This window comes from Mycobacterium sp. Soil_C_30 (genome assembly GCF_057656995.1).
Map to the genome: position 1 here is coordinate 160546 of NZ_JBDGJH010000009.1, position 21660 is coordinate 182205.

General features: G+C 67.6%; 22 protein-coding genes. 10 read left to right on the top strand and 12 right to left on the bottom strand.

Annotated features, from left to right (window positions below; genetic code table 11):
* Nucleotides 1-2: 2 nt before the first annotated feature.
* The 3 genes from AC3A6P_RS18625 to fadD5 form a co-directional block, all read right to left on the bottom strand.
* A complete protein-coding gene (locus AC3A6P_RS18625) occupies nucleotides 3-872 on the bottom strand; it encodes an MlaE family ABC transporter permease (RefSeq protein WP_487693146.1) in 870 nt (289 codons plus the stop codon).
* A gap of 1 nt (nucleotide 873) precedes the next feature.
* A complete protein-coding gene (locus tag AC3A6P_RS18630) occupies nucleotides 874-1671 on the bottom strand; it encodes an MlaE family ABC transporter permease (RefSeq protein ID WP_487693147.1) in 798 nt (265 codons plus the stop codon).
* A 275-nt stretch (nucleotides 1672-1946) separates the two neighbouring features.
* Nucleotides 1947-3569: a fatty-acid--CoA ligase FadD5 gene (gene fadD5, locus AC3A6P_RS18635; protein ID WP_487693148.1), complete on the bottom strand. Its 1623-nt coding sequence runs from the start codon at nucleotides 3567-3569 to the stop codon at nucleotides 1947-1949.
* Nucleotides 3570-3722: 153 nt separating this feature from the next.
* Here fadD5 and AC3A6P_RS18640 point away from each other — a divergent pair, with 153 nt between their 5' ends.
* Complete coding sequence (locus AC3A6P_RS18640) at nucleotides 3723-4409, top strand: GntR family transcriptional regulator (RefSeq protein WP_487693149.1); 687 nt, start codon at nucleotides 3723-3725, stop codon at nucleotides 4407-4409.
* Here the strand turns inward: AC3A6P_RS18640 and AC3A6P_RS18645 are convergent.
* Together AC3A6P_RS18645 and AC3A6P_RS18650 are read right to left on the bottom strand one after the other, a co-directional pair.
* Entirely contained in the window at nucleotides 4406-4876 is a 471-nt protein-coding gene (locus AC3A6P_RS18645) for an SRPBCC family protein (protein WP_487693150.1), read from the bottom strand. The two genes, AC3A6P_RS18640 and AC3A6P_RS18645, sit on opposite strands and share 4 nt — an antisense overlap.
* Nucleotides 4877-4886: 10 nt before the next feature.
* The gene (locus AC3A6P_RS18650; protein ID WP_487693151.1) at nucleotides 4887-5531 is read right to left on the bottom strand and encodes a TetR/AcrR family transcriptional regulator; all 645 of its coding nucleotides are present in this window, start codon (nucleotides 5529-5531) and stop codon (nucleotides 4887-4889) included.
* Between the two features lie 149 nt (nucleotides 5532-5680).
* On the opposite strand from AC3A6P_RS18650, the gene AC3A6P_RS18655 reads away from it, so the two are divergent.
* Together AC3A6P_RS18655 and AC3A6P_RS18660 are read left to right on the top strand one after the other, a co-directional pair.
* Nucleotides 5681-5794 (top strand): hypothetical protein, encoded by a 114-nt coding sequence (locus AC3A6P_RS18655; protein ID WP_442929088.1) that lies wholly within the window; start codon nucleotides 5681-5683, stop codon nucleotides 5792-5794.
* 13 nt (nucleotides 5795-5807) lie between these two features.
* The gene (locus tag AC3A6P_RS18660; RefSeq protein ID WP_487693152.1) at nucleotides 5808-6581 is read left to right on the top strand and encodes an HAD-IIA family hydrolase; all 774 of its coding nucleotides are present in this window, start codon (nucleotides 5808-5810) and stop codon (nucleotides 6579-6581) included.
* Nucleotides 6582-6771: 190 nt separating this feature from the next.
* Here the strand turns inward: AC3A6P_RS18660 and AC3A6P_RS18665 are convergent, their stop codons facing one another.
* The 5 genes from AC3A6P_RS18665 to AC3A6P_RS18685 form a co-directional block, all read right to left on the bottom strand.
* Entirely contained in the window at nucleotides 6772-7560 is a 789-nt protein-coding gene (locus AC3A6P_RS18665) for an ABC transporter ATP-binding protein (protein ID WP_487693153.1), read from the bottom strand.
* Nucleotides 7544-8572: a taurine ABC transporter substrate-binding protein gene (locus AC3A6P_RS18670; protein ID WP_487693154.1), complete on the bottom strand. Its 1029-nt coding sequence runs from the start codon at nucleotides 8570-8572 to the stop codon at nucleotides 7544-7546. Before AC3A6P_RS18670 ends, AC3A6P_RS18665 begins: the two co-directional genes overlap by 17 nt.
* Nucleotides 8569-9435: an ABC transporter permease gene (locus tag AC3A6P_RS18675; protein WP_487693155.1), complete on the bottom strand. Its 867-nt coding sequence runs from the start codon at nucleotides 9433-9435 to the stop codon at nucleotides 8569-8571. The genes AC3A6P_RS18670 and AC3A6P_RS18675 overlap by 4 nt, the downstream gene beginning before the upstream one ends.
* 159 nt (nucleotides 9436-9594) lie before the next feature.
* Entirely contained in the window at nucleotides 9595-10212 is a 618-nt protein-coding gene (locus AC3A6P_RS18680; RefSeq protein ID WP_487693156.1) for a class I SAM-dependent methyltransferase, read from the bottom strand.
* 29 nt (nucleotides 10213-10241) lie between these two features.
* Nucleotides 10242-11288 (bottom strand): glycosyltransferase, encoded by a 1047-nt coding sequence (locus AC3A6P_RS18685; RefSeq protein WP_487693157.1) that lies wholly within the window; start codon nucleotides 11286-11288, stop codon nucleotides 10242-10244.
* A 43-nt stretch (nucleotides 11289-11331) separates the two neighbouring features.
* On the opposite strand from AC3A6P_RS18685, the gene AC3A6P_RS18690 reads away from it, so the two are divergent.
* The 7 genes from AC3A6P_RS18690 (at nucleotide 11332) to AC3A6P_RS18720 (ending at nucleotide 19769) form a co-directional block, all read left to right on the top strand.
* Entirely contained in the window at nucleotides 11332-12282 is a 951-nt protein-coding gene (locus AC3A6P_RS18690) for a WcbI family polysaccharide biosynthesis putative acetyltransferase (protein WP_487693158.1), read from the top strand.
* Entirely contained in the window at nucleotides 12279-13283 is a 1005-nt protein-coding gene (locus tag AC3A6P_RS18695; RefSeq protein WP_487693159.1) for a glycosyltransferase, read from the top strand. The genes AC3A6P_RS18690 and AC3A6P_RS18695 overlap by 4 nt, the downstream gene beginning before the upstream one ends.
* Nucleotides 13271-14608, top strand: coding sequence for a glycosyltransferase (locus AC3A6P_RS18700; protein ID WP_487693160.1), 1338 nt, complete (start codon nucleotides 13271-13273; stop codon nucleotides 14606-14608). Before AC3A6P_RS18695 ends, AC3A6P_RS18700 begins: the two co-directional genes overlap by 13 nt.
* A 141-nt stretch (nucleotides 14609-14749) precedes the next feature.
* Entirely contained in the window at nucleotides 14750-16276 is a 1527-nt protein-coding gene (locus AC3A6P_RS18705) for a Re/Si-specific NAD(P)(+) transhydrogenase subunit alpha (protein ID WP_487693161.1), read from the top strand.
* 26 nt (nucleotides 16277-16302) lie between these two features.
* Complete coding sequence (gene pntB / locus AC3A6P_RS18710) at nucleotides 16303-17724, top strand: Re/Si-specific NAD(P)(+) transhydrogenase subunit beta (protein WP_487693162.1); 1422 nt, start codon at nucleotides 16303-16305, stop codon at nucleotides 17722-17724.
* 33 nt (nucleotides 17725-17757) lie between these two features.
* Nucleotides 17758-18900, top strand: a complete 1143-nt coding sequence (locus AC3A6P_RS18715) for an acyl-CoA dehydrogenase family protein (protein ID WP_487693163.1) — start codon at nucleotides 17758-17760, stop codon at nucleotides 18898-18900.
* Nucleotides 18897-19769, top strand: a complete 873-nt coding sequence (locus tag AC3A6P_RS18720; RefSeq protein ID WP_487693164.1) for an EamA family transporter — start codon at nucleotides 18897-18899, stop codon at nucleotides 19767-19769. Before AC3A6P_RS18715 ends, AC3A6P_RS18720 begins: the two co-directional genes overlap by 4 nt.
* Before the next feature lie 21 nt (nucleotides 19770-19790).
* On the opposite strand, the gene AC3A6P_RS18725 is transcribed toward AC3A6P_RS18720, so the two are convergent.
* Both AC3A6P_RS18725 and AC3A6P_RS18730 read right to left on the bottom strand, forming a co-directional pair.
* The gene (locus AC3A6P_RS18725; protein ID WP_487693165.1) at nucleotides 19791-20963 is read right to left on the bottom strand and encodes a sensor histidine kinase; all 1173 of its coding nucleotides are present in this window, start codon (nucleotides 20961-20963) and stop codon (nucleotides 19791-19793) included.
* 3 nt (nucleotides 20964-20966) lie between these two features.
* Nucleotides 20967-21608 carry a response regulator gene (locus AC3A6P_RS18730; RefSeq protein WP_487693166.1) on the bottom strand — a complete coding sequence of 214 codons (642 nt, stop codon included), beginning with the start codon at nucleotides 21606-21608 and terminating at the stop codon, nucleotides 20967-20969.
* Between the last annotated feature and the right edge of the window lie 52 nt (nucleotides 21609-21660).

Genomic DNA, 21660 nt, shown 5'->3' on the forward strand with positions numbered 1-21660 from the left:
GGCTACACCGTCAGGTTGAAGTTCGGGTCGACGCCGTAGAGCGCCAACGATGCCAACAGGACGACGACGACGATCAGGACCAGCGAGGCCCGCATGGACCGGCCGACGGCCTCTCCCACCCCGACCGGGCCGCCGCTGGCGTTGTAGCCGTAGTAGCAGTGGTTCAGCATCACGATGACCGAGATGATGATGGCCTGCACGAACGACCACATGACGTCATCGGGCCGCAGGAAGGTGCGGAAGTAGTGCTCATAGGTGCCGATCGACTGCCCGTAGAAGAACGTGGTGGTGACTTGTGCCGACAGGAAGCTCATGATGATCGCCATCGCGTACAGCGGGATGATCACCACGAATCCGGCCAGGATCCGGGTGGACACCAGGTACGAGATCGATTTGATGCCCATGACTTCCAGCGCGTCGACTTCTTCGCTGATGCGCATGGCACCCAGTTCCGCGGTGGCACCGGCGCCCACCGTCGCGGCAAGCGCCTGGCCCGCCACCACCGGAGCGGCGATGCGTACGTTGACCAGTGCGGCGAAGAATCCGGTGAACGCCTCGACACCGATGTTGCCCAGTGACGCGAATCCCTGGATGGCGATCAGCGAACCGCCGGAGAGCGTCACGAAACCGACGATGGCGACAGTGCCACCGATGACTGCCATTGCGCCTGTGCCCATACCGATTTCGGCGATCAGCCGCAGCACCTCGCGGCGGTAGAACCGTAAGGCGTGCCCGATCGAGCCGATGGCGGTGATGACGAACCACGCGACCTGACCGACGGACTCCAGGAACCGAGCCGGCGAGGCGACGAACCGGCCGGCGTTGTCATAGGCGCGGGGGAAGCGGCCCCGGAGGACTTGTGTTGTCGACATGTCAGCTCCCCGTTCCGAACTTGACGCCGATGGTGGTAAGCACGACGTTGACCGCGAACAGCGCCACCACGCAGAGCACCAGCGTCTCGTTGACCGCGGTGCCCACCCCCTTGGCGCCACCGGCGACCGTCAGGCCGCGATAACACCCGACCAGTCCGGCGATCAGCCCGAAGGTCAACGCCTTGACCACGGAGATCAGCACTTCGGGCAGGCCGGTGACGAGTGTCAGGGTGGACACGTAGGCGCCGGCGGAGACGTTCTGGATGTAGACGCCGAAGATGAAGCCGCCGACCAGTCCGATGGTGATGACGGCACCGTTGAGCAGGAAGGCGACGAACGTCGACGCGACGACGCGCGGAACCACCAGACGGTGGATCGGGTCGATACCGAGGACCTCGAGGGCGTCGATCTCCTCACGGATGGTGCGCGCGCCCAGGTCGGCGCAGATGGCCGTCGACCCCGCACCCGCGACCACGAGCACCGTCACCAACGGACCCAGCTGGGTGACCGCGCCCAGCGCGGCGCCGGCTCCGGAGACGTCGGCGGCACCGAACTCCGCCAACAGGATGTTGAGCGTGAAGATGATGAGCACGGTCAGTGGGATCGAGACGGCGACGGTGGGCAGGAACGCCACGCGCATCAGAAACCAGCTCTGCTCGATGAACTCGCGCCATTCGAACGGGCGCAGCAGCGCTTTGCCGGTGAGCACACACATCCGGAAGAAGCCGCCGACGAGTTCCAGCGGCGTACGCAGCTGCTCGCGCACATAGCCCGTCAGGCCGCCGGTCGAGGCCGTCACGCTGCCACCGGGATCATGGGGGCTTCGTGGTCCACGCGGGCTCGCTGAAACACCGCTCGCTCACACGACGAGCTATCTGGCACGCTCTCTCCTCGGCCCGACCCGGAGTAAGTGTCGTCCGTCTCCCTACTCACGAGTAGTAAGACGGACCACAGGAATGTACCCGATGGCGCCGGGGGCGTGCATCGCATCGGCCCGATTAACCCTTCTCCGTCACGAGCGCAAATTTTGCACCCCCGTCAGCAATTAGAATCTCGTTCGAGAAACGGCCCGTGTCAGGGCTTTTCGGCACCAGAATCAGGTTTTGGCTCGGCGCTGAACCGAGTCCGCAACTCCGTCTTCAACACTTTGCCAGCGGGATTGCGGGGCAGGGCGTCCACGATCTCCAGACCGCGCGGGTGCTTGTACCTGGCCAACCGGTCGTTGAGGAACTCCTCCAGATCCTCCAACCGCAGGGTCGATTCGCTGACAGCCGCCACGGCAACAGGGACTTCACCCCACTTCTCGTGACGGCGCCCGATCACCGCCACCTCCACGATCGACGGATGACTTGCCAGGACGTTCTCCACCTCGGCGCAGTAGATGTTCTCACCGCCGGAGATGATCATGTCCTTCTTCCGGTCGACCACCCAGACGTAACCCTCTTCGTCCATTCGGACCAGGTCACCGGAATGAAACCACCCTCCGGCGAAGGCCTCGGCCGTCGCATCCGGGTTGTTCCAATAGCCCGCCATCAGAGTCGGTGCACGATAGACGATCTCGCCGACCTCGCCCACCGGGACGTCGTTCATGTCCTCGTCGACCACCCGGGCGGCGACGGTCGGGATCACCTTGCCCACCGAGCCGAGCTTGCGAATGGCGTCCTCCCCCAGCAGCATGCACGTCACCGGCGACATCTCGGTCTGGCCGAACGCCGCCAGGATCAAGGTGTCGGGGAACGTCTCCGACATCTGACGCAGCAGGGTGTCCGAGGCGGGTGCGGCACCCCAGGACATCACCCGCAGGCGCAGGTCCCGCGGCTTGGCCTTCTGCGCGGCGCAGACCGCCTGCCACTGCGCCGGCACCAGGAAGATGCCGGTGACCTTCTCGGATTCCAGTACGTCGAGCAACTGGTCCGGGTCGAACGCGCCCAACGGGTTGACCACGGTCGGGATGCCCAGGGTCAGCCCGCTGAGCATGTTGCCGATCCCCGCGATGTGGAACAGCGGCACCCCGATGAAGCCGACATCGTTGTTGATGTCGGCGCCGTTGGTGTAGAGCCCCGTCATCGTCTGGCCGGTGAGGTTGGTGTGGGTGAGCACGGCGCCCTTGGGCCGGCCGGTGGTCCCCGAGGTGTACATGATCAGTGCGGGACTGTCGTTGGGCACGTCCACCACGTCGTGGGGCTCGCCCTCTTCGGCGATCAGGTCCTCGTAACCGAGGACGCCGTCGTCGGTGGGAGCGCCTGCGACCACGACGGTCTCGAGGGCCGGCGCGAGATCCCGCACGCCGGTGGCGACGGGGGCCAGCACCGGTTCGGTGATGACCACACGCGCGTCGCAGTCCGAGACCAGGAACGCGATCTCGGGCGGGGTCAGCCGGAAATTCACCGGCACCGCGATGGCGCCGAGCATGTTGGCGGCGAGGAAGGATTCGATGAACTCGGTGCGGTTGAGCATCAAGATCATCACCCGGTCACCCGCGCGGACCCCGCGGCGCGCCAGGGCGTCGGCCAGTGCGCTCACCCGGGCGTCGAGCTCAGCCCACGTGGTGGTGCGGCCCAGGAAGCGCAGTGCGGGTTTGTCCGGCTGCATCAGCGCATGCCGGGCCAGTTGGGTGATCCAGTTCTGCCGGCGGGCGAGGTAAGGCTGCGTGGCGGGGGTGTGGTTGATCGTCTGCCCGTCCAACTGTGCGGTCAACGATGACGCTCCTTCAGCGATCCATGTCACGGCGATCCGACTTGCGTGGATCTTACATTTGATCAAACATTGTGTTGTCCGGGTCACAGTAAATCGTGGACGGCTGTCAGACAACCCCGGTAGTCGAGATCGATCAGGAGTCCGAGGGACACGGTGAACGCACGAGTCGAGGCCAAAGCGCGGCGGGGCGTTCGGCGCACCCAACTCTCCGACGAAGTCGCCGGGCGGCTGCGCGCCGAGATCATGTCAGGGGCCCTGAAACCCGGCACCTTCATCCGGCTGGACGAGACCGCCGCCCAACTCGGTGTGAGCATCACCCCGGTCCGGGAAGCGCTGCTGACCCTGCGCGGCGAAGGCATGGTCCGCCTCGAGCCGCACCGCGGCTACGTCGTACTCCCGATGACCCGCCAGGACATCGAGGACATCTTCTGGCTGCAATCCACGATGGCGCGCGAACTGGCCACCAGCGCCACCCGCCGGATCACCGACGAGGACATCGACGAGCTCGAGCGCCTCACCGACAACCTCGCCGAGGCGGTCTCCTCCGCCGACTCCGAAGCCGTGGTGGCCGCGGAATTCGCCTTCCACCGCGCGTTCAACCGGGCCGCGGGCCGCATCAAACTCGCCTGGTTCCTGCTGCACGTGGCCCGGTCCATGCCGGCACTGCTGTACGCCGCCGACCCGGGCTGGGGCGCCGACGCGGTGGACAACCACCGCAAGCTGATCGCCGCACTGCGTGCGCGTGACGTCACCGCGGCCGTGGATCACACCACCTGGCAGTTCACCGACGGCGCCACCCGACTCACCGCGGTGCTGGAGCGCAGCGGGATCTGGGACTAACCCTGGCCGGGTTCCGTCGACCGGGCTGATGCGAGCTGCTCGGCGCGGGCCTTCAGATTGTTCGCCAGGTGATCGAGGGCCTCGTTGACCACCTTTTTCACCATCATGGCCGGCACCGGTACCGCCAGGTCCACCTCGACGTCCATGTCGACGGTGAGCAACGACACCGGCCCCATCCCGACGACGGAGAAGATCTGCTCCTGCTTGGAGAAGTGATCACCCTGCTGCATCACCGTCTGGATCTGGTTGGGCTGCGGGTAGTACACCGCCTGGATGTAGGTGCCCTCGTTGCCCTGCACCACGGTGTCGAGCCGAAGCTGGCTCGGCCGCCCGTCGTCGTAGCGGTGCAGGATCCAGCAGCCCTTGATCTCCTCGTTCCACTGCGGGTAGGCCTCGAAGTCCTTGACGATGGCCAGGATCAGAGATTCCTCGGCGGTGACCTCGACCGTCTTGCTCACCAGTGGCATAGGCGCGATCCTAGCGAGGCGCGCTTTCGGTGCTTCCGCCCAGCGGCGACTCGACGCGGATCTTCTCGTCGCGGATCAGGCCGCGCAGCAGGGCGGTGCTGAACTCGGCGGCGATACCCTCGGCCGACCGGCGACCGTGCGGCCGCAGCCATCGGTAGGCGCCCAGTGTCATGCCGATGTAGCCCAGGGCCAGGACATGCGAATCGCACTCGTAGAACTCGCCGCTGGCGATGCCCCGGTCGATCAGACCATGGACATGCTCGTAGACCTGGGTTTCCTTCTCCTTGATCTCGGCGACCTGTTCTTCGGTGAACCACTCGCTGATGTAGGGCTGCTCCTGGAAGTACACCGCCGCCCCCTCGGGATTGGCCGCGATCTGCGTCAGCAATCGCACGGTGTACTGGTACAGCGCCTCGCGCGCGGTCCACGAGGGGTCGTCGTGCACCGCGGCCAGCGTGTTGTCGGCCGCACGCTGGTAGATGTCGTAGAGGATCAGCGACTTGCTGGCGTAATAGTGGTAGACGGTGGCCTTGTTCAGTCCCACGACGTCGGCCACATCATCCATCCGAGTGCCGTGGTAGCCACGGGCGGCGAACAGCTTGGTGGCGACGGCCAGCAGCTCCTCGCGGCGGGTCAGCCCGTTTTCTGATGCCATGGTTCACTCTCTGCTTACGACGCCGCCGGTGGCCGCGCCAATCAATCAGTTGGTTGGCTAGTTTATCCCCATCGTGGTTTCGGACCGATGTGTGTTGTTCCGATACGTCCCGTGACTACACTGCAAACACCGGTACCGCTGGGAGGCATCTGATGGATCCGAACCCGGATTACGACGCGAGCGACGAGATCGAGTACTTCTTCTCGTGGTTCCCATGGGCACTGCGCGGCGTCTACCCACCCCCGGCCTATCCCCCGGTCTAGAACCGTCGAGGACGTGCGGGCACCCACCCAATGCTGGCTCACCGACATGGACGGTGTGCTGGTTCGTGAAGAACACGCGCTTCCCGGCGCTGCCGAATTCCTGCAGCGGCTCGTCGACAAGAACCGCCCCTTCCTGGTCCTGACCAACAACTCGATCTTCACCCAGCGCGACCTGGCCGCGCGGTTGGCCCGCTCGGGCCTGATCGTGCCCGAGGAGGCCATCTGGACCTCCGCGCTGGCCACCGCCACCTTCCTGCACAGCCAGCTGCCGGGCGGGTCCGCCTACTGCATCGGCGAAGCCGGCCTGACCACGGCGCTGCACGACGTCGGCTACACCCTGACCGATGTCGGGCCGGACTTCGTGGTGCTCGGCGAGACCCGGACCTACTCCTTCGAGGCGATCACGAAGGCCATCCGGTTGATCGGTGCGGGCGCCCGCTTCATCGCCACCAATCCCGATGTCACCGGTCCGTCCGCCGAAGGTCCGCTTCCCGCAACAGGTTCGGTGGCCGCGTTGATCACCAAGGCAACCGGGCGTGAGCCGTACTTCGTCGGCAAGCCCAACCCGATGATGTTCCGCAGTGCGCTCAACCGGATCGAGGCGCATTCGGAGCAGACGACGATGATCGGCGACCGGATGGACACCGACGTGGTGGCCGGTATCGAAGCCGGTTTGGACACCATCCTGGTGCTGACGGGTTCGACCTCCGAAGCCGAGATCGACCGCTACCCTTTCCGCCCTGGCCGCATCCTGCCGTCCATCGCCGAAGTCATCGACCTGGTCTGACCCCCGCCTGATTACCGCCCAAACCGACACACGGGCCCGAAAGTTCGAGTGCGGTCCGGCATTTCGTCGGTCTCGGCGGTCGCGAGTGAGGATGCTGCCCCCAGCACCCTGCCGACCCGTCACGCGTCGAATCCGACGTTTGGACGGATCGCACTCGCACAAGTGGGCCCAAACGTGAGTTTGGGCGTCGTTAGGCGGCGGCCGCTTTCACCGCACGCCCCACCTCGGCACGCAGGTCGGCGTACTCCGGCGAGCGGCGCAGGTCGTCGGGATCAACACCCGTACGCGGCAGATCCACCGGGATGTCGAGAGCCACCTGCCCGGGCCGGCGGGTCAGCACCACGATCCGCGACCCGAGGAACGCCGCCTCATCGGCGCTGTGGGTGACGAACACCGTGGTGCGGCCCGATTCGGCACTGACCTGACGGACGTCTTCCTGCAGCCGTTCCCGGGTCAACGCATCGAGGGCCGCGAACGGCTCGTCGAGCAGGAACAGCGGGGTCTCGGCGGCCAGTGCCCGGGCGATCGCCACGCGCTGCTGCTGGCCGCCACTGATCTCCCAGATCTTGCGGCCCGCAGTGCCTTCCAGCCCGACCCGCTCCAGCAGTTCGTCGCGGCGCTGAGCCCTTCTGTCCCGCGGCACCTTTGCGTACTTGAGCGCGAGATCGATGTTGCCGCCGACGGTGCGCCACGGGAACAGCCGCGGCTGTTGGAACACCACGCCTGCGCTCACGCCGGGGGTGGGCGGCGCACCGGAGACCGCCACCTTGCCTTCCGAGGGCTGCTCGAAGCCGGCGATCAGCCGCAACAGGGTGCTCTTACCGCAACCCGACGCGCCCACCAGCACCAGGAACGCGCCGGGCTCGACATCGAGATCCACTGGCCCCAAGGCGGTCACCTCGTTGCCGCCGTGGCCGTAGCGGTGGCTCACATTGTGGATGCGCACAGCGCCATCGGTCGCGCTACTGCTTGAGGGCATCCGGAAGACCCTTGGTGTAGATGGCTTTCTGGAAGGTCTCCAGCGGCGCGGCCTCCGGGATCTGCTGCTGCGAAGCCAGGAACTCCGAGGCGCTCTGCAGATTGGCGGCGATGTTGCCTGTCGCTCCGTCGGTGCCCAGCCATTCGGCAGAGGCCACCTCGTCGGGAGTCAAGTAGACACCCTGCTTGATCTGCTCGGCGGTTTCCTCAGGGGTCAAACCGATTTCGGCGGCGATCGCCTTGGCCGCGGCCTCGGGATCGTTCTTGATGACATCGAGGGCGCGGGCCTCCTGCTGCCGCCAGATGTCGACCACCTCGGGATGGGCTTCGGCGAATTCGGTGGACACCACCCCCAGATCGAGGGTGGGCTTGCCGTCCTTGGCCAACTGGCGGCTGGTGATCAGGTCCTTGCCGGTGGTGCGCAGCTGGTCCAGAGTGGGCAGCCAGGTGTAGGCCGCGTCGATGTCACCGCGCTCCCACGCCGCCAGGATGGCCTGCGGCTGCAGGTCGACGAGCTGGACGTCGGCGGGTGTCAGGCCGTTCTGGTCGAGTGCGGCCAGCAGGCTGTAGTGCGCGGTAGAGGCGAACGGCGTGGCGATGCGCTTGCCACGCAGTTCCGGAATGGTGTTGACACCACTCTCATTACGCGCGACCAGGGCCTCATTGTCGCCGGCCACGTCGAGCACGAAGGCCACCTGGTAGGGGATGTTCAGCGGCGCCGACAACCCGCGGGCCACCGGGCTCGACCCGATGGCGCCGAAGTCGAGCTCCTTGGCGATGAAGGCGGTGTTGACATCGGCACCGGAGTCGAACTTCGTCCACTTGATGTTGTAGTCCGGCAGCGCCTCTTCGAGCCACTTGTTGTTCTTGACGATCAGGTCGCCGCTCGGAAAGGTCTGGTACGCAAGGCGAATGGTCTGCTTCTCGGTGTCCTGGCCGGAGTTGTCCACCGCGCAGCCGGCAAGCCCGAGGGTCGAGACGGCCAACGCCGCAACCAGTGCTTTCAGTTTCATATTTTCCCTCTCCAAGGAACAGCGCGCCGCTCGAGGGCGCGAAGCAGGCTGTCGATGATCAGACCCGAGATCCCGATGGCGAAGATCCCGACCAGCACGACGGGGGTGTTGTTGTAGTTGCTGGCGTCTTTGACCAGCCCGCCGATTCCCGGGATGCCGTTGAACAACTCGGCGGCCACCACCGAGGAGTAGGCCATGCCGACCGCCAGCCGGATGCCGGTGAACGTCTCGGGCAGCGCCGAGGGCACCACCACGTCGCGGATGACTTCGGCGCGGCTGGCCCCGAGGGCGCGGGCCGCCTCTTGCAGTCCGACCGGTGCCGCGACGACGGCGGCGGTGGTGGCCACGGCTGCCGGCGGCAGTGCGGCCAGGGCCAGCAGCGTGATCTTGGGCGCCTCGTCGATGCCGAGCCAGATGACGAGAAGGAAGAAGTAGGCCAGCGGCGGCAGGGCGCGCAGGAAGGTCAGCCACGGCTCCAGCACACTGCGGACCCAGCTGATCGATCCCATCAGCAGACCCAGAAGCACGCCGAGTACGACGCCGATCACCACGCCGACGAGCACACGGCGCAACGTCATGTAGAGGTGCTCCCACAGCAGGTAGCCCGCGTATCCGCGGACCCCGTCGTGGGTGGTGGAGACGTCGACGAACGCTTTCCAGACGGTACTCGGGTAGGGCACGAAGGTCTGGTTCCAGATCCCGGCCAGTGCGACGAGCTGCCAGACGACGAAGAACACGAGCACCGAGAGCAGCGGCAGCGCCGCGCGGGTCAGTCGGCCTTTCCACTTGCCCGCGGCCGAGGTTCGCGGCGGCGAGGACGGTGAGGCGGCTTCGTCGGGCGTGATGTCAACGAATACGGACACGGATCGACTTTCTGTGCACTGAAAAGGAGGGGCTGTTGGCGCTAAGGCGCGTCAGCAACAGCAGCAGTCGACGACCGATGTCCCAGGCACAGGGCGATTAAAGAGGCCGGTGGGCGGTGAGGCCAGAGTAGGACTCACGGCGAATTTAACTCTGGCAGGCTACAAGGTGACGCGCCACTGGTTGGTCGACCAGGGCTGCGCCTGCGGAAGAGTGTCGCGCACCGCGGCCACCACACCAGGCCAGGCGTACTCGTCGTAGTCGTCACCGGAGAGCCATCCGCCGGGAACCACCTTGGGCCGCCACGCGGTGATGTCGGCGACGACACTGTCGTAATCATGGCGGGCGTCCAGATGCACCCACGTCAGCGACTCATCGGGGAACAACGCGGCCGCACTCAGCGAATCGGAGATCAGGATCTGCACGGTGTCGGCCGCACCGCAGGCGATGACGTTGCGGTGCAACAGTCCGGCCATGGTGCCGGCACCGTGTTCCACCGCGGGGCCGTGCGCGTCGACATCGCTGACACCTTCCGGCCCGCTCCCCCGGCAGGTGTCGACTCCCAGCACCGTGATGTCGCGGCCGCCTGCGGTCACCACATCCGCCAGCGAGCACAGGCTTTTCCCCAGGTAGACGCCCACCTCGACGAACCGGCTGCCGTCCGGGAAGTGGGCCACCGCTTCGCTCTGCCCGTCGCGCCACTGGAACCACCCCGGGATGTCCTCCCAGCTGGAGATCGGTGCGTCGAACTTGCTGGCGGGTTGCGTCTGGTTCGGCATGCCACCTCCATACCCCGAAGTCTCGGCGCTCATGCCACGCTCGCGGCGCTGAGCAGCCGGCGGTAGACGCCGGTGATCTGGGTCCGCAGATGTGCGCTCAACTGATGGCGTTGGGCGCGCACCTCGGCCCCGGACAGCCGTTCGCCTGTCAGTGCTGCGTCGACCGCGCGCAGCAGGCTTTCCGTGCCGAGCTCGCTGCGGTTGTAGTGGTAGACCGGGAAGTCCTGTTGCTGCGAGAAATAGCCACAGTCGGGCACCACCGCACACACGCCGGCGTCGTAGCACGCCTCCACCCACCCGGAGTGGGTGCCGAACCGGTAGGGCAGCACCATGACGTCGATTTCCTGCAGGTACTCGCACAGCTCGGCGTCGGTGAACCTCGGGTGCACCCGAACATCAACGCCCGCAGCGGAATACCGGTCCAGGCGGGTCGCCGCCGCTTCGGCCGAGCGCGGCGAGCGCAACGCCTCGACGTCGACGTCGAGGCGCAACCGCCACCCTGCGCGGTCTTCGGCGAGCAACGCATCGAGCACGGGCCATGGGTCGATGTTGGCCCGCAGCGCCTTGGCGTGGAGGGCGACCACCGGTTCGCTGCGCCGGCCGCGCGGTGCGCCGATGTCGTCCAGCGGCAGTACCGGCGGATGCGGCAGCACCACACAGGTGCGACCCCACCGGCGTTGCACCTCGGCGGCCGCCCCAGCGGTCAGGGTGATCACCTCGGATGCCTCTGAGATCAGCACCCCGAGCCGCTCCCGATGCTCGGCCGGGTCGCGAAAGTGCGGGTTGTCCAGATCGTGAACCGTCACCACCAACGGCACCTGGTGCTCGCGCAGCACCGCCGCCACCGCGCGCAGAGCGTCCGGAGGCGTCGCGTCGAAACCGAAGTGGACGTGCAGGACGTCGATGTCTCCGATGTGTTCGGCCAGGAAAGTCGGGTCCAGCAGACGTGGCGGCCACCACTGACCCGGCACCGTGGCCCCCGGCGGTACCGGATCGGACAGCAGGGCAATGTGCTCGGGGTCGAGCACGGCGTGTACGTACGAGTGCCCGGCGGGTACCGATGCCAGCGAAATCACCGGTCACCTATACCCCGCAGCCTCGGCATCTACGCTTGCGGTGGTGAGCTCCGACCTCGGCCGCACGTGGCACTATCGCGACTTCTACCGGCCGCCGGGAACCCCGCAGCCGGAGGACAGGCCGCTGTGGCTGGTAGTCGGCAATTGCCAGGCCGAGGCGCTGCGTCGGGTCCTGGACGGTGTTCCCGACCGGCCCTACCGCACCGCCCGGATGCCCCCGGTGCACGAACTGGAGGCCGGCGACCTGCCGTTCCTGCGGACACTGCTGGCCGACACCGCGGTTCTGATCAGTCAGCCGATCCGGCAGAACTACCGTGATCTGCCGATCGGGACCGCGGACCTGACTGCTGCGCTGCGGCCGGAAGCCGCGGTGGTCCGCTGGCCGGTGATCCGCTACGCGGGGCTCTATCCATTCCAGGTGATCGTCCGTCATCCCGCCGACCGGTCGGTCACCCCGCCGGTGGTGCCCTACCACGACCTGCGCACGCTGGTCGCCGCACGCGACGGCCTCGGCGTCGGGGACCCGTGGGATGTCGAGGTCGGCGCCGAGGCCATCCGCGCCGTCGCCGAGGCCAGTGTGGCCGAGCTGGCCCGACGGGAAGCGCGCGATACCGATGTCGGTGTCTCCGACGTACTGCTGCGGCATGGCGCCGACGCCGCCCACACCATCAACCACCCCGGCAACCCGGTGTTGGTGGATCTGGCATCGCGCATCCTCGCACTCCGGGATGTCGCCGCGACACCGGCCGCCCCACCACGGCCGCTTCTGTCCTCGGTGTACGCACCCCTGGAGGAAAGGGTGCTGCGTGCGCACGGCATCAGCGCACCCCCACGTGATCAGTGGCGGGTCGACGACGACGAGATAACGCCGCAGCAGGTTCACGAAGCCCAATTGCGGTGGTATCAGGACAATCCCGACTACATCGACCTGGCCGTCGAACGACACGGTCCGGTGATGGAGCTCCTGGGCCTCGATGCGGCGAGGATCTCGTGAGCACGCCGGTCACCCATCTCATCGTGGGTCCATCGCAGCATGGTGTGGTGCAGTTCGGCAGTGAACTGCACGACGCCATGCGCGCCAACGGCGTCCCCTCACTGCTCTGGCATGCCGAGCACCACGATGAATTGGTTTGGGAGACCGCACCTTCGGCACTGCATCTGCAGTTCACCGACCGCCTGTTCGGGTCGTCCCCCGAAGACGCCGCTGCGACGGTGCGCGCGATCGTCGCCCGGGCCGTGGCCGCCGGCGGTCGGGTCACCGTGACGCTGCATGATCTCCCCCAGCCCTCCGACGGGCACAACTTCGCCCGGCGCATGAGGGCCTACGCCGCGGTGTGCGACGGCGTGCACGCCGTCGTGGTCAGCAGTGAGCACGAGCGGGCGCTGTTGGGCTCCTATGCGCCGGAGCGCGTCGCGGTGGTGCCGCTTCCGGTGCGGGCCGGAGCCCGCCCGAAACCCGTTGCTTCCGGGCAGCTCTCGGTCGGCATCTTCGGCTACGTCTATCCCGGTAAGGGTCATCAGGAAACACTCAGCGCCATTGCACATCTGGCCGCTGATGTCGAACTGGTCGCCATCGGGCAGGCCTCCGACGGGCATGCCGATCTGATCACCGAACTCGAGACCCGGGCCCACGATCTGGGCGTGCGGTTCCGCGTGACCGGCTATGTCAGCGACGGCCTGACCGAGGCGTTGCGCAACGTCACCGTGCCGGTGGCACCGCACCGGCATGTGTCCGCGTCGGGCTCACTGAACAGCTGGCTGAGCGCGGGTCGCCGCCCGCTGGCCCCGGTGAATCGCTACAGCGAAGAGATGGTGCGCCGCAATCCCGATGCGCTCGAACTGTATCCGGACACCGAGGTGGGTCTTCGTACCGCGATCAAACGGGCACTCGACGACCCCCAGCTCACCTGGTTGCCGGAGACCGTCGTCTGCACGCCGACCGCGGCGGACGCTGCGGCGCAGTATGCCCACCTACTGCAGACATGGCACCGGTGACACGCGCAATTCCGTTGCCGCAGGGTCGCTTCACCGTCCCGGGCAACCGGTGGGATCTCGTCGACGCCGGAGCGCGTACCCCATCGGTGGCGGTGGTCATCCCCTACTACAACCAACAGCGAGAACTGGACCTCGTACTGCGGGCACTGGAATCCCAGCAGTATCCACCCGACCTGCTCACGGTGATCGTCGCCGACGACGGGTCGGCCCAGGCGCCGACGGTGCCGCGGCGAGTCCAGGTGGTGCGCCAGCCCGATCTGGGTTTCCGCGCCGCCGCAGTGCGCAACCTCGGAGCCCGGGCGGCCAACGCCGAGATCCTGTGTTTCCTGGACGCCGACACCGTTCCGGAACCGTCATATCTGCGGCACCTGGTCGCCCTGCCCGCCGTGCTGCCGGAGGCGCTGGTGGTCGGCCGGCGCCGCCACGCCGACCTGAGCCGCACCGCCCCCGATGACCTCCCCGGTTGGTGGTCCGGCCGATGGGCGCCGCAGGAGCTACCCGAACCGACCTGGCTTAGCAACGAGTACACCCGCAGCGGTGATCTGCTGCGGGTCGACCACCGGTCCTACCGGTACATCATCAGTTCGGTGATGTGTTGCAGCAAAGAGCTTTTCGATGATATCGGCGGTTTCGACGAATCGTTTTCCCAGTACGGCGGCGAGGACTGGGAATTCGCGCACCGGGCACTGGCCGGCGGCGCGGTACTGCACCACGCGCGCGAGGCGGTGGCGTGGCACAACGGCCCCGACTGGGGCGAGCGCACCGCCGTCGAACACAGCGCGCGGGTCCGGGCGACGCAGAAGAACACAGAGGCGCTGGCGCTGGCGCGCCGGATCACCGACCCCGATGCCCGCACCCACGGATTGTGTTACGCCCTGCCCGATGTCGCAGTGCGCATCGCTGCGGCCGGCCACACCGCGGCGTCCCTGGTCCGCACCCTCGGTTGTTTCCTGCACGAAGACGTCGGCGTCTGGGTCGACGATCCCGAGCTGCCGGCCGAGATCGGAATCGAAGACCAGAGGATCCACCACGGCGCGGTACCCGACGACGTCCTGCGCCGCTGCCGCTTCGTCATCGACGTGACCGGCCGAGCCGTGCTCCCGCGGTTGTCGGTCACCGAGATGCTGCGCCGGTGTTCGGGGCCCGGCGTCGGCGAGGTCGCGGCCCGTGCCGGCGGCGCCGAGGTGCGCTGCCGGTCCTCCTGGGCGATCAACCGCGCCCGCCGCTGGGCACTGGATCCCGCTGCGCTCAGCGAGACCGTCGAACTGCCCGCCCACGACCTCGGCCTGTCCTGCGGCGAGACGGTTCCTGACCTGTCGTGGTGATCGGCCGCCCGCACCCGGTGACTCCCAACTACACCGATACAGTCTGTGACCCAGGTAACGGGGCGCTCTCAGCGTGGCGCTCGTTTCCTACACTGACGTTTTTGCCCACGCCTGGGCTGAACAGATCGGATCGGACACAACGTGACCATCGGGATACCGCGCGAGTCTTCACCTGGTGAAACGCGCGTCGCCGCCACACCGCAGACCGTCGGGCAGATCATCAAGCTCGGCTACAGCGTCGTCGTCGAGTCCGGCGCCGGAGCGGCCTCGAGCTTCTCCGATGCCGCCTACGTCGAGGCCGGCGCCGAAATCGGCGATCCCTGGGCCTGCGATGTCGTCTTGAAGGTCAACGCACCGGCCGACGAGGAGATCGCCAAGCTGCGCGACGGCGCGACCCTGGTCAGCCTGATCTCCCCGGCACTGAAGCCGGAGCTGGTCGAGAAGCTGTCCGCCCGCCCCATCACCGTGCTGGCCATGGACGCGGTACCGCGCATCTCGCGTGCCCAGTCACTGGATGTGCTGTCCTCGATGGCCAACATCGCCGGCTACCGGGCCGTCGTCGAAGCCGCACATGCCTTCGGCCGGTTCTTCACCGGTCAGGTCACCGCCGCCGGCAAGGTACCGCCGGCCAAGGTCCTGGTCGTGGGTGCCGGGGTGGCCGGACTGGCTGCCATCGGCGCCGCCGGCAGCCTGGGCGCGATCGTGCGGGCCACCGACCCGCGGCCCGAGGTCGCCGATCAGGTGAAATCCCTGGGCGGGGAGTACGTGTCCGTCGACCCGAACGCCGGCGAAGTGTCGGCCACCGGTTACGCCAAGGAAATGGGCGACGACTACAAGGCCCGCGAGGCGGCGCTGTATGCCGAACTGGCCTCCGACGTCGACATCATCATCACCACCGCGCTGATCCCCGGCCGGCCCGCACCGCGCATCATCACCGCCGACATGGTGGCCTCGATGAAACCGGGCAGCGTGATCGTCGACATGGCCGCGGCCAACGGCGGCAACGTCGAAGGCACCGTCAAGGATCAGGCCGTCGTCACCGACAACGGTGTCACGATCATCGGCTACACCGACCTGGCCGGCCGGCTGCCCGCCACGGCCTCCCAGCTCTACGGCACCAACCTGGTGAACCTGCTCAAACTTCTGACCCCGGAGAAGGACGGCCGGCTCACCCTGGACTTCGACGACGTCGTCCAGCGCTCGGTCACCGTCGTCCGCGACGGCGAGACCACCTGGCCGCCCCCGCCGGTGCAGGTGTCCGCGGCGCCCGCAGCGGCGGCTGCCGCGGCCCCGGTCCCGGTAACGAAAGCCAAGGCGCCGATGTCCACCCAGCGCCGCCTCGGCGTGGCATTCGGCGCGGCTGCGGCGCTGTTCGCCCTGATCGCGCTGTCCCCGGCCGCACTGCAGGTGCACCTGGTGGTGTTCGCGCTGGCGATCGTCATCGGCTACTACGTGATCGGCCATGTGCACCACGCGCTGCACACCCCACTGATGTCGGTGACCAACGCGATCTCCGGGATCATCGTCGTCGGCGCCCTGCTGCAGATCGGCCAGGAGAACACCGCGATCACCGCACTGGCCTTCGTGGCGATCCTGCTGGCCAGTATCAACGTCTTCGGCGGCTTCGCGGTGACCCGCCGCATGCTCGCCATGTTCTCCCGCAGCTGAGCAGTCTTCCCCAAGAAATGGATTCCATGTTCACCGTTGAAACGACTGCGACCGCTGCCTACATCGTCGCGGCCCTGCTGTTCATCCTGGCGCTGGCCGGGCTCTCCAAACACGAAACGTCCAAGGCGGGCAACACCTTCGGCATCGCCGGGATGGCCATCGCCCTGGTGGCGACCGTCGCGCTGGCGCTGGGCCGCGAGATCGAACCACTGGGTCTGGGGCTGCTGATCGGCGCCATGATCGTCGGTGCGGCGATCGGTCTGTGGCGTGCCCGGGTGGTCGAGATGACCGGGATGCCCGAGCTGATCGCCCTGCTGCACTCCTTTGTGGGCCTGGCCGCCGTGCTGGTCGGCTGGAACGGCTACCTGCACGTCGAAGCCCATCCGGACGGCGCCGAGGCGGCGCTGCTGCAAAGCGAAGGCATGCTCGGCATCCACTCCGCCGAGGTGTTCATCGGCGTGTTCATCGGCGCGGTGACCTTCACCGGGTCGATCGTGGCCAACCTCAAGCTCTCGGCCCGCATCAAATCCGCCCCACTGATGCTGCCCGGCAAGAACATCATCAACGTCGGCACGCTGGTGCTGTTCTTCGCGCTGACCGTCTGGTTCGTCATCGACCCGCAGCTGTGGCTGCTCATCGTCGTCACTGTGCTGGCGCTGCTGCTGGGCTGGCACCTGGTGGCCTCCATCGGCGGCGGCGACATGCCGGTGGTGGTGTCGATGCTCAACAGCTACTCGGGCTGGGCTGCGGCGGCGTCGGGCTTCCTGCTGGGCAATGACCTGTTGATCATCACCGGCGCACTCGTGGGCTCCTCCGGTGCCTACCTGTCCTACATCATGTGCAAGGCGATGAACCGCTCGTTCATCTCCGTCATCGCCGGCGGTTTCGGGATCGAGGCCGGCCCGGCCGAAGACAAGGACTACGGCGAGCACCGCGAGATCACCGCCGAGGCCGCCGCCGAACTGCTCGGCTCGGCCGACTCGGTGATCATCACCCCCGGCTATGGCATGGCGGTGGCCCAGGCCCAGTACGGGGTGGCCGACCTGACCCGCAAACTGCGTGACCGCGGGGTCAATGTCCGATTCGGCATCCACCCCGTCGCGGGTCGGCTGCCGGGGCACATGAACGTGCTGCTGGCCGAGGCCAAGGTGCCCTACGACATCGTTCTCGAGATGGACGAGATCAACGACGACTTCGACGACACCGCCGTCGTGCTCGTCATCGGCGCCAACGACACGGTCAACCCGGCGGCGGCCGAGGATCCGGGAAGCCCGATCGCCGGCATGCCGGTGCTGACCGTCTGGAACGCCGACAACGTCATCGTGTTCAAACGGTCCATGGCCTCCGGCTACGCCGGCGTGCAGAACCCGCTGTTCTTCCGGGAGAACACCCAGATGCTCTTCGGTGACGCCAAGGACCGGGTGGACGCCATCAACGCCGCGCTGTAACCCCCGCCCGGGCAGAAACTAGGATGTCCAACTATGCCCGTGGATCGGTTACTGCCGTCGGATGAAGCCGTCGAGCTGATCGCGCTCACCCGCGACATCGCCGACAAAGTGCTGGACCCCATCGTCGACCGGCACGAGAAGGACGAGACCTACCCCGATGGGGTCTTCGCGCAGCTGGGCGCGGCCGGGCTGCTGAGCCTGCCGCAACCCGAGGAGTGGGGCGGCGGCGGTCAGCCGTTCGAGGTGTACCTGCAGGTGCTCGAGGAGATCGCGGCGCGGTGGGCAGCGGTGGCCGTCGCGGTCAGTGTGCACAGTCTGTCGTCGCATCCGCTGCTGACGTTCGGCACCGAAGAGCAGAAGCAGCGCTGGCTACCGGGCATGCTGTCGGGTGAACAGATCGGCGCCTACTCGCTGTCCGAACCGCAGGCCGGTTCGGATGCGGCCGCGCTGCGCTGTTCGGCGCGACGTGACGGTGACGGCTATGTGCTCAACGGGGCGAAGTCGTGGATCACCCATGGCGGGGTCGCCGACTTCTACACGTTGTTCGCGCGGACCGGGGAGGGAAGCAAGGGCATCTCCTGTTTCCTGGTCCCGAAAGATCTCGACGGCCTGAGCTTCGGCAAGCCCGAGGAGAAGATGGGCCTGCACGCCGTACCCACCACGTCGGCCTTCTACGACAACGCGCACATCGACGCCGACCGGCTCATCGGTGCCGAAGGCCAGGGTCTGCCGATCGCGTTCTCGGCGTTGGATTCCGGGCGACTCGGCATCGCCGCGGTGGCGGTGGGGATTGCGCAGGCGGCCCTGGACGAGGCCATCCGGTACGCAGGAGAACGAACCACGTTCGGGCGCAAGATCATCGACCACCAAGGCCTGGGTTTCCTGTTGGCCGATATGGCTGCCGCCGTGGTGAGCGCGAGGGCCACCTATCTGGACGCTGCCCGGCGCCGCGATCTCGGCTTGCCCTACGGGCAGCAGGCCAGCGTGGCCAAACTGATCGCCACCGACGCCGCGATGAAGGTGACCACCGACGCGGTGCAGGTGTTCGGCGGGGCCGGCTACACCCGCGACTACCGGGTGGAACGCTTCATGCGCGAGGCGAAGATCACTCAGATCTTCGAGGGCACCAATCAGATTCAGCGACTGGTGATCGCCCGGGGGCTCTCCGGCGGATGACGACGACGGCTCGGCCGCTTCCCGGATGGTCGGTGCCGCTCTTCTTCATCGCCGGCGCCCTGTCCCAGTATCTGGGCGCCGCCGTGGGTGTCTTCCTGTTCGAGACCACCGAACCGGCTACTGTCGCGTGGCTGCGCGCGGCGGCGGCCGGGGCGGTGCTGGTGTGTTGGCGCCGGCCCTGGAGAAGACGCCGCCAGGTGCCGTGGACGCGGCAATCCGTGCTCATCACAACGGGTTTCGGGATGGTGACCGTTTTGATGAACGTGGCGTTCTACGAGGCGATCGCGCGGATCCCGTTGGGCACGGCGGTCGCCATCGAGTTCGCCGGTCCGGTTGCGGTGGCCGCGTTGGGACCGCGCCGGCCACGTGATCTGGCCGCCGTCGCCCTGGTCGCGGGCGGCGTGGTGCTGTTGGCCGGTGTGCAGGGCAGCGCCGATCTGGTGGGTGTCGTCTGGGCGTTGACCGCCGCGGCACTGTGGGCGGGGTACATCCTGTTCGGTAAACGGGTGGCCGACACCGGCGCCGGCCTGGACTCGTTGGCACTCGGAATGGCGGCCGCGGCAGTGGTATTGGCGCCGCTGCTGATCACGCTGCAGTGGCGGGTCGATGCGTCGGTGTTCGGCGATCCGCGGCTGTGGCTGCTCGGCGCCGGTGTCGGTGTACTGTCGAGCGCCATCCCGTACGCGCTGGATCAGCGGGTGCTCACCAGCATCGGCCGGGCCCGGTTCGCCCTGCTGCTGGCGCTTCTTCCCGCAACCGCGGCGGTGGTGGGAGCGGTGGTCCTGGCGCAGCGTCCCAGCATCGCCGAAATCGCCGGTATCACCATGGTGATGGCGGCGCTGGCTCTGTCCAGCCGGGCCGACGGGTGACGGCCGCGGAGAAATCGGACCTCAGTCGGGCACCGTGATGGTGGTCGTCGCGCCCCCGCCCGGGGTGGCGGTGAAGTCGATGGTCCCGCCGCTGGCTTCCACGGCCACCACCAGCGAGGCCAGTCCGATGTGCCCTTCGGTCACCGATTCGGCGAGCACCGCAGGGTCGAAACCGACGCCGTTGTCGACGATGGTGAGCGCCAGCATCTGGCCGCTGCGGCGCAGGTCGACAGAGATGCGCGTGGCCTGAGAGTGCTTGTGCGCGTTGGCCAGCAGCTCCCGGGTGGCGCGGTACAACAGCGCCTGTGCCGGCGGCCGGCCGACCTCCTGGGCGTGGATGTCGACGGGCACCCGGGTCCGCTGCTCATGCCCGCGGGCCAGTTCGGTGATCCCGGCGGTGAGACCCACCTGGGCGAGCACCGTCGGATGCAAAGTGCTGACGGTGCTGCGTAATTGGGCCACGGCGTCGCGCAGTGCGGAGTCGATGCGGTCCACCGCCTCGGACTGCCCGTCGCGCAAGTCATCGAGATCGAGCCGGACGGCCAGCAGATTCTGTAAGGGTCCGTCGTGCAGCTGCTCGGCCAACTGCCTGCTGTGCCGCTCATCGGCGAGCAGCGACTCGGCCACCAGCCGTCGGCGCACCTCCAACAGCCTGCGCACCCGAGCCGAACGTCGCGTCAGGACCACCGACAGCGCCGTCGTCGCCGCAGCCAGCCACAGCAGGCAACCGAATTGGACGTACACCACGTCCGGAAAGCCCACGGTGTCGTCGCGCCGGGAGTAGAAGATCCACGCGAACAGGTAACAGAGCGCGGTGCCGACACCGAGTGCGGCGGTCAGGGCCGGGCGGTCCAGGAACGCCACCGAGATCGGCACCAGGAAGAACACCGGCAGCAACCACGCCGTCGCACCCCCGGACACCACACACAGCGCCAGCACCGCGGCCAAGTCGATACCCCAGGAAAGGGGCACGCCCCACCCCGCCCAGCCGGCTATCGGGCGGGTGAGCACCAGTACCAGCCACGCCGTCGCCGCCGCCGCGTAGACCACCAACACCGTGGCGTACACCGCAGGCAGCCAGTGTTCGACGCCTTGGGCGTACACCAGCAGCGCGATCAGTCCGATCAGCGGCAGCCGCAGACAACCGGCGACGCGGACCGGGTCGGTGGCCAACAAATCGGGTGGGCGCAGCAACCCCTACTCCAACAACCCGCGCCGCATGGCCTCGGCCACCGCGGCCGCCCGGTCCCCGACCCCGAGTTTCTCGTAGAGGCGCTGCACATGCGTCTTGACCGTGGACGGCGCCAGGAACAGCTGCTCGGCGATCGCCGGAATGCTGCGGCCCGACGCGATCAGGCCCAGCACTTCGCGTTCGCGGGCACTGAGGGCGGGGCCGGCCGGCTCGGCGCGGCGCCGGATCTCCACCGCCAGGCCCGACGCCAGCCGGGGTGCCACCACGTCGCGGCCCTTGGCGCAGTCCAGGACCGCACTGACGATCTCGGCGCGGGTCGACTCCTTCGGCAGGAAGCCCGCGGCGCCCTGCTGCAATGCGTGATAGACGACGGCGGGATCGTCGTGTGCCGAAACCAACAGCACACGGGTGACCAGGCCGTCACGAAGGGCGGCCGCCGCCACACCGGCGCCGTCGAGGCCCGGCATCTGGTAGTCCAGCAGCGCCACGTCCGGCCGGTGCTCGGTGATGGCCTGCAGCGCCGCCAGACCGTCCGGCGCTTCGGCCACCACGTCGATGTCGTCGCTGCTGTTCAGGGCACGAACCAGGCCGTCGCGGAACAACGGATGGTCGTCACCGACCACCACCCTGACCTTCGGTCCCGACATGGTCACGCAGCTTTCCACATCGGGGTTGTCCCCCGATCGGTGGACACCGGAT